The organism is Chloroflexota bacterium (genome assembly GCA_020850535.1).
In the GTDB taxonomy this organism is placed as follows: domain Bacteria; phylum Chloroflexota; class UBA6077; order UBA6077; family JACCZL01; genus JADZEM01.
In genome coordinates, this window is record JADZEM010000023.1 from 61,441 (window position 1) to 76,036 (window position 14,596).

A 14,596-nucleotide genomic window follows, 5' to 3' on the forward strand; every position below is an offset into this window, starting at 1 on the left:
TCGTTCAGCCCTTGATCTGGCCCAGCTCAGCCGATGGGTAATAGTGGCCCAGGATGCCGTCGAATGGCACGCCGCGCGCCGCCAGCCCCTTGGTGCCCCACTGGCACATGCCGGCCCCGTGGCCCCAGCCCGCGCCGAACGCTGTGAGCTTCGTCAGCTTCTTGTCGGGGCCGCGTTCGATCTCGAAGCCGACCGCCGAGCTGGGCAGCAGATCGCCCTCTGGCGTCCGCAGGAAGTTGCGGATGCCCCAATCCCGCTTGACGGTCCAGCTGACGCCGGGTGCTTCGAATCGGACGCTCAGGGCGCGGCCCGAAGCGCCGCGCTCCGGCACGCTGACGTTCTCCAACTGCTCGACCCGGGCATCGCCCTCGCCGGCCACGGTGGCCGTGCCCTGGAAGCGTGCGATCCCGCCGTTAACGATTGACTTCAACTGGTCGGCGTCCCAGGTGTACGACCAGCGGTACCGGTTGGAGCCGGAACAGTTGCTGTCCCAGCCGTTCTTGAAGAACTTGAGCGCACCGTCGTCCGAGGCCAGCTTGACGCCGGCCGGCAGTTCGCCGTCTTCTACCGCGTCAGCATCCTGCGGGCCGCCCCCGCCGAAGATCGACGCCGCGGCCTCGGTGTGGCCGCCGCAGGCCGACGAGTAGAACGGCTGGAAGTACGCGCCGCCGACGTACATCACGACGCCGCGCGTAGCGTCCACTGCCTGGCGCCCGAGCGGATGCTCGCCCTGGAGCGCGCCGAACGCCTGGCAGTGCTGGGTGTCGCAGATGTCGGCGTTCTGGGCCTTGTGCGCGCCGGTCAGCCGGCGGGCCAGGGTGTAGGTCCGGGCGGCGACCGCCTGGGCCTTGAGCGGCTCCTGCCCGAAGAAGGCTGGCAGCTCCTTGGTGACCACGCCGTACAGGTACTCTTCGATGCCGAGCACGTTCAGCAGGGCCACGCCGCCCGGGGACGCCGTCACTTCGAGCGTCCCACGGAAGGCAGTCGGCTCGGGACCGCTGGTCGCCTGATTGCGAAGCGGTGCGCCGTCGCCGGTGCCGTTGAACTTGAGCGGCCCGGTCAGATTGGCGATCTTGTTCTCGCCCTCCTGCACCCAGAAGGCGTCGCCCTCGCGCCCGACCGTCACCTGCTTGCGGGCCGACCACCTGGCGACCCGCTCACCCTTGCCATCGGTGGCGGCGAACTCGCCGTCGCCCGTGATGACGAGCGTCGCGGCGTCCACGCTGCTGTCGGCCCGTCGGATCAGGACGCGGGCAAGGATCGACTTCTCGGTGGTTTGGGCGTGCGCCGACCGAGCCGAATCGAGCCAGGACGGCAGCAGCAGGGCGGCCGCGCCGCCCGAGCTGGCGAGCAGAAACGAGCGCCGTCCAAGGCGCGCCGACATGACCACGGTCCTCAGCACCTCCGCGCGGGGTTGACCGTTGACGACGGTTGGCACCGCGACATGATAGTGGAGAACGAGTCACGCCGCCGAAGACGTGACGCCGCCGGTGCCAGAGTGTGCGCAATCTGTGCCCAATTGGTGCTCAACCAGTCGACGGAATCTCCGCGAGCACCTTCGTTCCCAGGAACGTCTCAACCTGACGTCGGTCGCGCAGGCGGTCGTCGACGTACTCGAGCAGGAACGCGAGGCCGACCGCACCGACCAGCCCGGCCATCGTTCGCAGCCCGATCTCGGCGGCCGTCAGCGGCAGCGAGTTCGTCCTGGCCACCTTCGGACGGTTGATGATGCGGACATAGCCGTTGTTCGCCTGCATGAACGCCAGGTAGTTGACGAGCTTGGTGTCGACCACCTTCTCGAACGCCTGCGCGATCTCCAGCGCCATCTGCGGGTCGTTGGCTGCAAGCTGGATGTCCAGCAGGCGGTGCGTCTTCTTGGTCCGGGTCAGGTTGACGATGGCGTCAGGCTCGATCTTCTGACCCATCTCGGCGCTCACGTCGGCCGCGAACGCCTCGCTTCGCAGCAGCTCGCTGAGGTCGTCGGCCAGGTACTCGGATGTCAGCACCGAGTAGTACGAGTCGAACTTGAAGAAGTCGCCGACGCGTGGGTCAGGCACGACGCTCACGGCCAGCCGCATCGTGGCGGTGTACGCGGTTGGCCCGCGAAAGGCCAGCACAATCGACACCAGCAGCGTGGCGAGCGTGATCAGGCCGATCAGGCGCGCATGCCGCTTGAGGACCGCGCCGTACGCCCGTAGCTCCATGAGTACTCCCGGGGAATCTGAGCGGCCCGGACTGGCTGGCCGGGCAGTGCCGAACTCTACGGGAACATCGGCGCGCGGCACAAGCGGCGCGGCGGAAGATTTGTCGAGCCGCCAGGACCCCAGGAGTTGAAGTGCGAGAGGAGCGCTCGTATACTGCCGGCACGCCCGAGGCCGCCACTCTGCCGGCGGCAGCGGACCCCCTTCGGAGGAGGTCGGAATGGGTACTCAGCAGTCGTCGCGGCGCGGGGCCGTGACTCGCCGAGGTTTCCTGGGACGTGCAGCGCTCGCGCTCGCTGGTGCGGTCGCATTGCCTGCCGTGGTCGGGGAGCATGCCGCGCACGCGAGCGCGCTGACCGGGCAGCAGGCGCCAGCGTTGCGGGCGGCCCAGGCCGCCAACGTCCTCCAGGTGAGCCAGTCGGTCGATCTGAACACGCTCCACCCGTGGCTCGGCACCCTGAACGTCTGGAAGGTGATCAAAGAGAACATCTACGACCAGCTGGTCTACCAGGATCCGCAGACGTACGAGTTCAAGGCCAAACTCGGTCGCACCTTCGAGTGGGTAGACGGCAACACGGCGCTCCAGATCACGCTGCCGCCCGGCGTCACGTTCCATAGCGGCGATCCGCTCACTGCCGACGACGTCAAGTTCACGATCGAGAGCATCATCGACCCAACGCTCGGGTCGTGGCTGCGCGGCAACCTTGTCCAGGCCGGTGTCACGGGTGTCACCGTCGTGGACGCGACCACGCTGAAGATCAACACCGGCGGGTTCCACAACTTGCTGATCCCGGCGCTGACCTACGTGGACATCGCGCCGCGCAGCATGGGCACCGACCTTGCGAAGACGAACCCGGTCGGCTCGGGACCGTTCAAGTTCGTAGACTGGGTGCCGAACGACCGCATCACGCTGGCCCGCAACGACAGCTACTGGGACCAGTCGCGGTTCCCGACGCTGGATGGCATCGTCTTCAAGCCGGTGACCGAGCTTCAGACACGCCTTTCGCAGCTGCTGGCCGGCAACGTAGACCTGGTCTACGACTTCAGTCTGCAGGAAGCGCCGCGCATGCAGGCCGACAGTCGGGTAGTCGTCACCGTCGTCCCGCCGGCCGACCAGATGTTCGTGGCGTATCTGAACATGCGGAAGCCGCCATTCGACAACGTTTACGCACGGCAGGCCATTGGCTGGGCGCTCGACCGGCAGGGTTTCATCGACGGGTTCCTGTCTGGCCTGGGCCGAGTCAGCATGAGCCCGTTCACGCCGGCGCACTGGGCCTACGATCCGGCCATCGAGGGCACCTACGGCTACAACCCCGACACCGTGGCGCAGTTGCTGGAGAAGGCGGGCTACGCTGGCGGCAAGGGCTTCGACTTCACCATGCTGGTGCCGAATGGGTATCCGGAGTTCAAGCAGATCTCGACGCTGATCCAGGCGACCTTCGCCTCGCTCGGGACGCAGCCGCGCATCGAAGAGGTCGAGATCGCGCAGTGGGCCTCGCGGATCAACCAGAGCCGCGAGTTCGACATGGCGGTGGACTACCCGCCGCGTGGCACTGCCGATCCGTCGCTGACCTACGGCGCTGGCAACCTGTTCCCGCCGACTGCATTCAACGCCACCGGCCTCACCGACCAGACGATCCCGGGCTACGTCGATAACCTGCGGGCCGGGGCCACCTCGAACGACCTCAACACCCGCAAGGGCATCTACAGCCAGGTCCAGCAGCTTTGGAACCAGTACCTGCCCGGGCCAGTCTTCGCCCATCGCGCGACGGTTCACGCTTCCACACCGGGAGTCGGCGGCTTCATTCCGCACCCGGCGTTCCAGCAGGATTTCGCCGGAGTGACGCTGAAGCGGTGAGCCGAGAGTGAGCCGATACCTGCTGCTTCGCATACTCAGCGCCGTGCCGACCCTGATCGGCGTGTCGCTGCTGGTCTTCGGGGTGACCTACCTGATCCCCGGCGATCCCGCGCAGATCATGGCCGGCAACGATGCATCCCCCGACGCGGTGGAGGCCCTCCGCCGCCGTTGGGGGCTGGATCAGCCGTTCATCGTCCGGTACGGGGTCTGGGCTGGCAACATGGTCCAGGGCAACCTGGGCGACTCCTATTTCAGCAAGCAGACCGTCGCTCAGCTGGTGCTCGGGGCGCTCCCGGTCACGGCTGAGCTGGCGATTCTGGCGCTGCTGGTGGCGATCCTGATCTCGGTGCCGACGGCCATCCTCTCGGCGGTCAAGGCCGGCTCGTGGATCGACGTGAGTGCTGCCGCCGTCAGCTTCGTCGGGCTGGCGGTGCCGGGGTTCTGGCTCGGCATCATGCTGATCTACGTCTTCGCCGTGCAGCTCCAATGGTTGCCGGCCGGCGGGTTCAAGCCGCTCTCGGCGGGCCTCTGGCCGAACCTCCAGAGCATGATCCTGCCGGCCATCGCGCTGGGGACGTTCGCATCCACGCAGTTGATGCGCTACCTCCGCGCCAGCCTGCTCGACGTGCTCCATGCTGACTACGTCCGCACGGCGCGGGCGAAGGGCGTCAGCGAGCGGCTGGTGCTGATTCGACATGCTGTGCGGAACGCCCTGATCCCCTTCACGACGGTGCTCGGCGTGCAGATGGGCTACCTGCTCGGCGGCACCGTCATCACCGAGTCGGTCTTCGCGCTGCCGGGGATGGGCCAGCTGGTGCTGAAGGCCGTCTCGAACCGCGACTATCAGGTGGCGACGGGGATCATCTTCCTGATCGCCGCGACGTTCGTCCTGATCAACCTGCTGGTGGACCTGCTCTACCCGGTGCTGGACCCGCGCGTCCGATTGGGGCGGTCCGGTGGCTGAGACGACGACCACTCAGGCAACCGCCGCCCCACCGGCCGGCGTGCAGTTCGCGCAGCGCGCCCGGCCGAGGCGGAATCTCCTGCGCACGCTCCGCAAGCGCTGGCCGCTGACCATCGGCTGTGCCATCGTGCTGCTGCTCCTGCTCGCTGCTATCCTGGCGCCGCTGGTATCACCGGCGAATCCGGATCTCCAGAACCTGGCCCAGCGGCTCCGGCCGCCGTCGGGCGCGCACCCGTTCGGCACGGACGAGTTCGGGCGGGACATCCTGAGCCGCATCCTCTGGGGTGGGCGGGTCACGATGCTGGCCAGCACGATGGCGGTGGTGCTGGCCGCCGTGATCGGATGCGGGCTTGGCCTGACGGCCGGCTACTTCGGCGGCCTGTACGATGCGCTGGTCGGGCGGCTGGTCGACATCCTGTTCGCCTTTCCGGTCATCCTGCTCGGCATCGCGATTGTGGCGATCATAGGGGCAGGCGTTCAGGCGGTGACTATCGCCATCGCCGTCGCGTCGCTCCCGAACTTCGCACGCGTGTCGCGGTCGGCCATCGTGCCGGAGAAGGAGCGCGAGTACGTGCTGGCGGCGCACGTCGTCGGAGCGTCCACGACGCACCTGATCCTCCGCACGCTGCTGCCGAACCTGATCGGGCCGCTGATGGTGCTCATCTCGCTCGGGTTCGCCTACGCCGTCCTCTACGAGGCGTCGCTCAGCTTCCTGGGCCTGGGAGCGCAGCCGCCGACGCCCGAGTGGGGCACGATGCTCTCGACGGCGCGGGACTTCCTCTTTCAAGCCCCGTGGTATGCGTTCTTTCCTGGCATGTCGATCGTGCTGATGGTGTTCTCGCTCAACCTCGTCGGCGACGGCCTCCGAGACGCCATCGACCCGTATCGATCACGAAGATAAGGTCGGAGATCGGGGACGCCACGCATGCACCTGGTCTACATCTACGGTCCGCCGGGCGTGGGCAAGCTCACGGTCGGCCGCGCACTGGTGGAGTTGACCGGGTATCGACTCTTTCACAACCACCTGATGGTCGACCTGGCCGCCTCGCTGTTCGCGCGTGAGACGCCCGAGTACTTCGACTACATCCGGGTGATCCGCGGCGCAGGCTTCGAAGCGGCGGCGCGCAACGGTGTCAGCCTGGTGGCGACGGGCGTCTACCGTGGCACCGAGGTCCAGAACGAGGCGATGCGCTGGATGCTCGGGCCGGTGCTGGAGCACGGCGGGAGGCCGCTGTTCGTGCAGCTCACCTGCGAGCGCGAGGAGTGGCTGCGCCGGGTCCAGTCTGCCTCGCGGGCCGCGCTCAACAAGATCACCGATCCGGCCTTCGCCGTCAGCTTCCTGGAGCAGCACAACCTCCACGCCACGATGCCGTTCGAGCCGCACCTCGCCATCGACACCTCGGGCCGCGAGCCAGACGACGTGGCCCGCGAGATCGTCAGGCGGCTGGACTCGTGAGGAGCTGCCCGAAGGAATCGGGATCAGTACGGTTCGGGTTCGACGGGCGTCGTGCGGATGGTGACGGACTGCGAGCCGAGATGCTCGGTCGTGGCAGTCACGGCGATCGTGCCGGCCTGTTCGGTTGACCTGATCCAGACGGCGCCGACGCCACCGGACAGGCTCAGCAGCCGGTCCCCGATCGACTCGCCGGGGCCGTCCACCTCCAGCACCACGGCGACGGTCGAGAACGGCCGGCGGTTACCATCGGCATCGACCACGCGAAACACCACCCGCGTAGCATCGCTGCCATCGGCATGCAGCACACGGTCGTCCGGCTCCACCAGCAGGTGGGCGTCGGTGGCTCGCGCGGCGAACCGCCGGGTCGCCACGAGCCGCTCGCCGATGTACCCCTCGATCCGCAGATCCTGCAGCCTCTGACCCCACGAGGCCTGCAACGCCTGGGTGAAGAAGGGCGCGTGCGGCAGATATCCGAGGTCGCCACGGTCGGGCAGCACCTCGTCCACCAGCCGGTCGCCCACGTACAGCTTCAGCCGCTCGACGTTCGAGAGGATCATGCCCAGCCCGGGGCCGCCGGCCGCGCAATCACCCATGGCCCAGGGGAAGGTCGGCTCGAGGACGATCTCCTCGGCAGGGTCGCACTGGGAGCGGTAGAGCGCGGCGGCCGGCTTCCCTATTCGGAAGATGTCCGAGACGCCGTGGTAGCAGACACGGTCGCCCGAGCCGAAATCGGCGTGGGTGTTGTAGTCGAAGGCGCACCAGCCGATGCCGCCGGCGTAACCGTCGTGGCTCGCGAGCTGGGCGTGCATCCTGGCGTGCCAGAGCACGTGCTGCTGGACCCGCTCCACGCCGTCCCACGGCTTGGTCGGGTACATGTGGCCGCCAAACTCAGTCACGAGGTAGTGCGGATGGTTCGGCGGGCGGATGTCGCTGGACGGGTCGAGGAACTCGTTGAAGGTGAACACGTCTTCGAGTCGCTCGGAGCCGTACCGGTTGCGGACGCCGCCGGTCTGGCGCGAGTCGTCCAGCTGGTGTGCGATGCGGTTGGTCTGCTCGTAGAAGGCGTGGTTGTCTGGCGACTCGTTGATGCGGACGCCCCACAGCACGATGCTCGGGTGATTCCAGTCCCGCTCGATCATCTCGCGCACATCGCGGCAGGCCAACTGCTGCCATTCGTCGTCGCCGATGTGCTGCCAGCCAGGGATCTCCTCGAGCACCAGCAGCCCAAGCTCGTCGCAGGCGTCCAGGAAGGCCGTCGACTGTGGATAGTGGGACGTCCTGACGATGTTCAGCTTCAGCTCGCGCTTGAGGATGACGGCGTCCCGGCGCTGCACCCGGGCCGGCATCGCGCCGCCGACGTACGGATAGGTCTGGTGACGATTGAGGCCCCGCAGCTTGATCCGCCGTCCGTTCAGGAAGAAGCCGTCGGGCGTGAAGCGTGCCTCACGGAACCCAAGGCGGGTCCGATACTCGTCAATCGGCTGGCCGTCTTCTGCGAGCGTCACGGCCGCCGTGTAGAGCTGGGGCGCGTCGAGATCCCAGAGGCGCACGTCTGGGCTGGGAGCAACTGTCAGACGTACTTCCGCTCGTCCCGCCGCAGCGACAGTGAGGGGTGCCGAGGCTGTACCGACCTGGCGTCCATCGGGATCGAGCAGCCGGACGCCCACCGCGCGTGAGCGGGCCGCGAAGTCGCTGCCAGCGTCGAGGGTCACCTGGACGTCAACGCGCCGTTGCCCAGGATCAAGCACAGCGACCGGCTTCACGAACGCGTTGCTGATGGACACGGTCGGCACGACCAGCAGGCGCGCCTCGCGGTAGATGCCGCCGAACGTCAGATAGTCGATGCGACCGCCGAACGGGGGGATGTGAGGCAGCTCGCGGGAGTCCACCACCGCCGCCAGCGTGTTCGACTCCCCCCAGCGAAGGTGCTCGGTCAACTCGAACAGCGACGGCAGGTAGCCGCCATCGTATGAGCCGATGGCCTCGCCGTTCAGGAACGTTCGCGTCGCCGTCATGATGCCGTCGAACTGGACGAAGACGCGTCGTCCCCGTAGTGTCTCGGGCAGGGTGATCTGGCGACGGTAGATCGACTCGAACTGGAACGCGCTCTCGTCGAACCCGTGCCAGGGCAGCCGCACGTTCGCATGGGGCAGCGTCACGCGGTCGAACGCCGCATCGTCGAAGGCGGGCTGCTCGGACCCGGGGACGTAAGCGCCGCCGAACCGCCAGTCACGGTTCAGCGGCGCCACGATGCGCTGGATGGTGCTCACGTGGTCACCTCTCAGCCTGCCTCAGACGGCGCGCGCTTCGAGCCACTCCTTCGTGATCTCCAGCCCGAAGCCCGGCGCATCGGTCGGGCGGACCCGGCCGTTCTTGATCGCGACGGTGCCCGGCAGCGAGATCGTCTCTTCGAGCGGCACGCCTGGAGGCGCGACCCCCTCCGACCGCTCGCCCATCGGGATGGCCGGCATCGCCAGGGCCAGGTGCTGGCCGTACGGGTAGTTCATGCCGGCGTGCCCGATGACGGTCAGGCCGTGCGCCTCGGCGATGTGGCAGATCCTGACCGACGCCGTCATGCCGCCGACCCACGAGATATCCGGCTGGAGGATGTCCACGAGGCCCTGGCTGGCCGCCAGCGCGAACGGATGAATGGTGTACCAGTGCTCGCCCGAGGCGAGGGTCGTGCCGGGCAGCCGCTGGCGAACCTTCATGTAGCTGTCGGTGTCCTCTGGCAGCAGATAGTCTTCGAGCCACTTCACGCGGTAGGGGCGCAACGCGTCCATCAACCGCACGATGTACTCGACGTTCAGCGAAAGCCAGGCGTCCACCATCAGCTCGACATCCGGGCCGACCTGCTCGCGGGTCTTTGCGACAAGCTCCTCGCTCTTGCGGATGCCCTCGATGCCGTCCTCCGGTCCCCAGGTCAGAAACAGCTTGACGGCCGTGAACCCGAGTTCCAGGAACCACTCAATCGCCGGCTCGACGCCGTACGACAGGTCAGTGTTGCTGGCGTAGCAGGGGATGCTCTCCTTCTGCGGGCCGCCGAGCAGCTCGTAGACGGGCCGCTTGAGCAGTTTCCCCTTGAGGTCCCAGATGGCGTTGTCCACGGCGCTGATGGCGTAGCTGGCGAGGCCGGCGGTGCCGTACTGCGCCGAGATCCGCCGCATGATGTCCCAGCACTTCTCGGTCGCCATGGCGTCCTGGCCCACCAGGGCCGGCGCGAAGTGGCTGTTGATGATCTCCTTGACGGGGCCGCCGTGCGTCGTGATGCCCACGCCGAACGTGCCGTCGTCCGCCGTGACCACGCAGGCGACGCGGTGCCAGGGGTTGCCCCAGGTCGACCGCTTGATGTCGGGGTAGCGGGCCATGATCGAGCCGATGCCCTCGTTCGGAAGCTTCGGCGCGCGCGGCGTGGTCTTGAGCGTCGGCGAGATGTTGACGAACGCGGCGCGGATCTCCTTGATCTTCATGGGGATCCCCTTCGTGCGTGAAGATGCAGGGGCATCATACGCCGGCCGCCGCCGTTGAGCGCTGCCGGCTGCGGCGCTCCCATCGCTCGAGTTGCCAGTTCGCTTACCGGCGGTCGAGCCACTTGCCGTGTTCTGGCCATCGACAGACGCACAACGTGGACGTGGCGGGCAAGAGCGGGCCCTCTGAGACAGCATCGCACTGAGGCGCAACGTCCGTCTCACCGCTCAACTCACGCGCGCGACCGTTCCTGGCGCTAACATAATGCTCGCATCAGGACACGGCGCTCTGGCACGATACGAACATTTGTCCTAGTGGGGGTGGGCGATGGAGCCTGGCTTAGGGCAGCGAGTGCACGGCGTGAGCGACGATGCGGGACGATCCCTCCACGCCCGGCTGCTAGCTCGCGATCCGACGGCGCCTTCTGATCTGGTGAGCAGCTACCTGCAGCCGCTCGTCGAATGGCTACTCCGCACGTATGCTCGTCACGATCCAGCCATGTTGGAGTCGATCGCCACGGACCTGCTCCTCGACGTTGGTACGCGGCCAGAGCAATACGACCACGACCGCCTCTCCCTGTTCGCTTACCTCCGGATGGCGGCACGTGGAGACGTGAGCAATGCGCTGGAGAAGGAGCAGCGGCACACAGCTCATCACGTCTCCTGGGCGAACGTCGAGATTGGGCTGCAGGCTCGGAACAGTATGTGGACGAGCGCAGCCGACAAGTGGTCGGTCGCGACGCGGTGACGGTGGCGGTCCCCTCGGATCGGAAGGACGTCCTGCCGCGCCACACCGCGATCCTCGGGACGACGGGCAGCGGCAAATCGACGTCCGTGGCGCGACTGATCCAGCAGGCGCAGACCGCCGGCTGCGCCGTGATCTTGCTCGACGTCGAGGGTGAGTACAGCTTCTTGCATGAGCCGACCGAGGCCCCAGGAATGAGAGCGGCGCTGGAGCGGCGCGGGCTCACCCCTGCCGGCCTGAGCCGGATGTGGCTGTGTCACCTGGTGGGGCGGGAGACGGCCAATCCGGATCATCCAACGCGGGCGGCGTTCTCGTTGCGCTTCGAACGGCTCTCGCCGTACGCGATCGTCGAGCTGCTCGACCTGAGCGAGGCGCAGCGGCATCGGTTCCTGCAAGCGTACGACGCGGCCACGGCGCTGCTGCGCGACCTCCAGATCTTCCCTCAGCCTGGCCAGCCGGAGGATGAGCAGCAGGCGATGGAGTGGGACGAGCTGGAGGCCGGCTATCCGCGCATGGAGCTGCGGCCCTGGTACCGCTCGGCCGTTTTCTCGACGCGCTCGACGTGCTTCACAGTCGCAGGTCTGCGCTTGGCGCCACGATCCGAGTGGGGAGAGTCACGCTGCCGGGCGAAGGCTGGACACTCGACGGTGTGTCCGACGAGCGACGTGACCTGGCCGACCGCGCCTGCCGATTCGACGGCGAATGGCTGCTCTCCGAGACCTACGAGCGCCGACGCGCCGAGCTCAACCGGCGTGGTGGTGATGCGTCCGCCGTGGCCGCGCTCGACGCCGCCAGTATCGCGCTTCGTCAGTTTCTGGGCGTCACGAGCCGAATGGGGCTCCGCCAGCCGACGGCCTACTATGCGATCCTGGTGCTCGACGGAGACCGGATGGGACGTTGGGTCAGCGGCGACCAGCATCGCGTCACGCTCGGCGAGGCACTTCATCCTGACGCTCGGGCGATGGTGACCGGCGATGCCGATTGGGACTCGGCACTTGGAGACCGGCGCCTGTTCGGCCCACCCACGCACGCGGCGCTGGGTGCGATACTGCGAGACTTTGCGCTATGGGTCGTCCCGTACGTTGTGGAGCGCGAACACGGCGGGCGGGTCGTGTACGCGGGCGGGGACGACGTGCTGGCGCTCCTGCCCGCCCACTGTGCGCTCGACGCTGTTGAGGGGCTCCGCGCACGGTACACGAGCGCCTTCCTCACGCGTGATGCGCTGGGCGACCTTCACGAGCTGCCCCAGGCGGCTGATCCGGATCTGGTGGTCTTTCGCGGCATGGGGCCGGATGCTACGGTGAGCGCGGGGCTACTGTTCGCGCATCATCTGTTGCCGCTCGGCCTGGCGCTGGACGAAGCGCGCCGACTTGAGCACCAGTCGAAGGGCGGCGGTCGCGATGCCGTCGCCGTCGGCGTCGCCCGACGCTCCGGCCCGGATGACGAGCTCGTCGTCGTCAGCAGGCACAGTCGAGGTGGCACACCAATCACCAGTCTGGTCGCGACTGCTCGTGCGCTGCTGAGTGGGCCAACCGATTCTGGGGGGCGAGAGCGGGGCGCGGCGTCGAGCCGCCTGCCCTACCTGCTACGCGAGGCCGCCCCGGTCCTAGATCAGCTGACGGACCCGGCCGCCCGCCGACGTGCAATCATGGCGGTGGCCAACCGCCATGTCGCGGGAGAGGACGGCCGGCGTCGCCTGCTTGGCCTCTACGACGCCCTCGCCACGCTGCCCCCAGCGTCTTCCGAACGCGCCGCCCCGCTGGCGCCGCCGTCCCGGCCGGTGGACGAGCTGGCGCGTCTGCTGTGTCTGGCGCGCTTCCTGGAGGCTGGCACATGATCCGCCTGTTCGTCGAGCCGCTGGACGTCTGGCTTTTTCGAGACGGTCGCCCGTTCACGGCCGGCGCCGACCATCACGCGCGTTCGGTCTTCCCGCCGAGCCCGCGCACGCTCTACGGCGCGTTGCGCACGAAGCTGCTATTCGACGCGGTCGAGCGGGGCGAAGGGAGTCTGAACGACCCCGGATTCGTCGAGCGAACGGTGGGACGGCCGGATGATCTGGAGCGTTTGACGCTGCGTGGGCCGCTGCTCGGACGGAGACGCGCGGACAGCCAGGTCGAGCGATTCTTCCCGGCCCCGCTCGACCTGGCCCGAACCGACGACGCCGCCACCTCGACCCTTTCGTGGCGGATACTGACGCCACGAGCCGATGTCCCGGGCCTCATCACCGACATCGGGCTCGCGGTGCCGTGGGCGGACACCGACGCGCGGCCCGCGTCTGCCGAGGGCCAGTGGCTGCCCGAAGGTGACTTCTTCGTCACGCTGTTGGGCGAGCGGCGCCAGCCAACGCCGGCAAGCGACCTGTACGAGACGGAGCGGCGGAGCGGCATCGAGCTGGACGCCGGCGCCGAGGGAGGTCGCACCCGCGGCGTGGTGCGTGAGGGACGGCTGTACTCGATAGCATTCGTCCGTCCGTCGGATGGCGTTGGGCTCTGCCTCGACGTGGACGGGCTCGACGATCTTGGAGAGGTTGGTCTCATCGGGCTCGGTGGCGAGGGCCGGGCCAGTCGCTATCAGACGACAACGGTGCCGACGTTCGACCGGTCGGCCGTACGTGAGCGGGTCTTCCGAGACGGCCGGTTCAAGCTGGTGCTCGTGACGCCGGCCCTGTTCGATGGCGGCTGGCTCCCGTCCTGGATCGACCCGGCGACCATGACGACGTCTGGCAACGCCGCGGGGCTACGACTGGTCGGAGCGGCGGTTGGACGATCCGCCCCGGTCGGCGGATTCGACGTGCGCGCCGGGCGCCCACACGTGACTCGTCCGGCCGTGCCGGCCGGCAGCGTCTACTGGTTCGAGGAGATCGCGCGGGGAGCCGCCGGTCGGGCGTTCGACGCGCTGGACGGACGGACCATCGCCGACGAGGCCGCGACGATCGGCTTCGGGCTGTGCTACCTGGGGGTTTGGTGACGATGTACGAACGAGCGGCCGTGATCGGTTTCTACGCTGAGACGCCGATGCATCCGGGACGCGGAGCCTCGGTGGGGGCGATCGACCTGCCGGTTCAACGGGAGCGGCACCTCGACTACCCGATGATCCCCGGCAGCAGCCTGAAGGGGGCGCTGCGTGCGCGTGCGCGGGGACGGCCGGGCTGGTCGTCCGCGGCAGGCAGCCTGAGCAAGCTGACCACGGTGTTCGGGCCAGAGACGGACCATGCCAGCGATCATGCCGGCGCGCTCGCGCTCACCGATGCCCGCCTGCTGCTGTTCCCGGTGCGGTCGCTGCACGGCGTGTTCGCCTGGACGACGAGCCCGCTGGCGCTGACGCGCTATCAGCGCGACCTCGTGGCTGCCGGCGCGATCGTCCCCTGGCAGCCGCCGGTCGTTCAGGGAGGTCACGCCCTGGTCGCGCCCGGAGCGGAGGTGGCGGCGAACGGCGCCGTCACACTGGAGGAGTTCTCGTACGCGGCCGGCGACAGTCCGGCAGTCCGTGCCATCGCAGACGACCTGGCTGCGACGCTGTTGCCGGACTCGGCCGAGTACGCGCCGTGGCAGGAGCGGCTGCCGCGCCAGTTGGTGGTACTGCCAGATGACGACTTTCGGGACTTCGTGAGGACGGCGACCGAGATTGTCGCACGCATCCGGATCGACGACGAAACCGGCACCGTCGCGGATGGCGGGCTCTGGTACGAGGAGCAGATCCCGCCCGAGTCGCTCTTCTACGCGCTGGCGCTGGCGACGCCGCCGCGCACTCGCAACGGCGGGACCGGGCTCCCGCGCAGCGCGGCCGAGGTGTTGGCGACGCTCGACGACCTGGGGCTGGACCGGCTCCAGCTCGGCGGGGACGAGACCGTCGGGCGCGGGATCGTCAAGGTACGGGTCCGACGGACCGACGGAGTGGGGCGATGA

The 14,596-nt window shown here is 68.2% G+C and carries 11 protein-coding genes and 1 pseudogene; 8 read left to right on the plus strand and 4 right to left on the minus strand.

Translation table 11 applies throughout. From position 1 onward, the window contains the following. Nucleotides 1-4: 4 nt before the first annotated feature. Nucleotides 5-1,384 carry a SpoIID/LytB domain-containing protein gene (locus IT306_04540; protein ID MCC7367664.1) on the minus strand — a complete coding sequence of 460 codons (1,380 nt, stop codon included), beginning with the start codon at nt 1,382-1,384 and terminating at the stop codon, nt 5-7. 142 nt (nt 1,385-1,526) lie between these two features. After that, complete coding sequence (locus IT306_04545; GenBank protein MCC7367665.1) at nt 1,527-2,204, minus strand: hypothetical protein; 678 nt, start codon at nt 2,202-2,204, stop codon at nt 1,527-1,529. A 217-nt stretch (nt 2,205-2,421) separates the two neighbouring features. On the opposite strand from IT306_04545, the gene IT306_04550 reads away from it, so the two are divergent. From IT306_04550 to IT306_04565, 4 genes are all read left to right on the plus strand, one after another. Continuing rightward, a complete protein-coding gene (locus tag IT306_04550; GenBank protein MCC7367666.1) occupies nt 2,422-4,059 on the plus strand; it encodes an ABC transporter substrate-binding protein in 1,638 nt (545 codons plus the stop codon). Between the two features lie 82 nt (nt 4,060-4,141). Beyond that, the gene (locus tag IT306_04555; protein ID MCC7367667.1) at nt 4,142-5,023 is read left to right on the plus strand and encodes an ABC transporter permease; all 882 of its coding nucleotides are present in this window, start codon (nt 4,142-4,144) and stop codon (nt 5,021-5,023) included. Nucleotides 5,024-5,102: 79 nt separating this feature from the next. Beyond that, entirely contained in the window at nt 5,103-5,924 is an 822-nt protein-coding gene (locus IT306_04560) for an ABC transporter permease (GenBank protein MCC7367668.1), read from the plus strand. A 24-nt stretch (nt 5,925-5,948) separates the two neighbouring features. Then, a complete protein-coding gene (locus tag IT306_04565) occupies nt 5,949-6,479 on the plus strand; it encodes an AAA family ATPase (protein ID MCC7367669.1) in 531 nt (176 codons plus the stop codon). A gap of 23 nt (nt 6,480-6,502) precedes the next feature. Here IT306_04565 and IT306_04570 read toward each other — a convergent pair whose 3' ends face one another. Beyond that, nucleotides 6,503-8,749, minus strand: coding sequence for a glycoside hydrolase family 2 protein (locus tag IT306_04570; protein MCC7367670.1), 2,247 nt, complete (start codon nt 8,747-8,749; stop codon nt 6,503-6,505). 21 nt (nt 8,750-8,770) lie between these two features. Further along, nucleotides 8,771-9,949, minus strand: a complete 1,179-nt coding sequence (locus tag IT306_04575; protein ID MCC7367671.1) for a hypothetical protein — start codon at nt 9,947-9,949, stop codon at nt 8,771-8,773. Nucleotides 9,950-10,408: 459 nt separating this feature from the next. On the opposite strand from IT306_04575, the pseudogene IT306_04580 reads away from it, so the two are divergent. The 4 genes and pseudogenes from IT306_04580 (at nt 10,409) to cmr4 (ending at nt 14,596) form a co-directional block, all read left to right on the plus strand. Next, nucleotides 10,409-11,212, plus strand: a pseudogene (locus tag IT306_04580) (DUF853 family protein). After that, nucleotides 11,173-12,528, plus strand: coding sequence for a type III-B CRISPR-associated protein Cas10/Cmr2 (gene cas10, locus IT306_04585; protein MCC7367672.1), 1,356 nt, complete (start codon nt 11,173-11,175; stop codon nt 12,526-12,528). Before IT306_04580 ends, cas10 begins: the two are co-directional and overlap by 40 nt. Then, nucleotides 12,525-13,658 carry a type III-B CRISPR module-associated protein Cmr3 gene (gene cmr3, locus IT306_04590; protein ID MCC7367673.1) on the plus strand — a complete coding sequence of 378 codons (1,134 nt, stop codon included), beginning with the start codon at nt 12,525-12,527 and terminating at the stop codon, nt 13,656-13,658. Before cas10 ends, cmr3 begins: the two co-directional genes overlap by 4 nt. Before the next feature lie 2 nt (nt 13,659-13,660). Further along, a complete protein-coding gene (gene cmr4 / locus IT306_04595) occupies nt 13,661-14,596 on the plus strand; it encodes a type III-B CRISPR module RAMP protein Cmr4 (protein ID MCC7367674.1) in 936 nt (311 codons plus the stop codon).

What these genes read in the sequence shown, in the direction of transcription:
- IT306_04540 (MCC7367664.1), bottom strand. Translation starts at nt 1,384, where the DNA reads ATGTCGGCGCGCCTTGGACGGCGCTCGTTTCTGCTCGCCAGCTCGGGC.
- IT306_04545 (MCC7367665.1), bottom strand. Translation starts at nt 2,204, where the DNA reads ATGGAGCTACGGGCGTACGGCGCGGTCCTCAAGCGGCATGCGCGCCTG.
- IT306_04550 (MCC7367666.1), top strand. Translation starts at nt 2,422, where the DNA reads ATGGGTACTCAGCAGTCGTCGCGGCGCGGGGCCGTGACTCGCCGAGGT.
- IT306_04565 (MCC7367669.1), top strand. Translation starts at nt 5,949, where the DNA reads ATGCACCTGGTCTACATCTACGGTCCGCCGGGCGTGGGCAAGCTCACG.
- IT306_04575 (MCC7367671.1), bottom strand. Translation starts at nt 9,949, where the DNA reads ATGAAGATCAAGGAGATCCGCGCCGCGTTCGTCAACATCTCGCCGACG.
- cmr3 (MCC7367673.1), top strand. Translation starts at nt 12,525, where the DNA reads ATGATCCGCCTGTTCGTCGAGCCGCTGGACGTCTGGCTTTTTCGAGAC.
- cmr4 (MCC7367674.1), top strand. Translation starts at nt 13,661, where the DNA reads ATGTACGAACGAGCGGCCGTGATCGGTTTCTACGCTGAGACGCCGATG.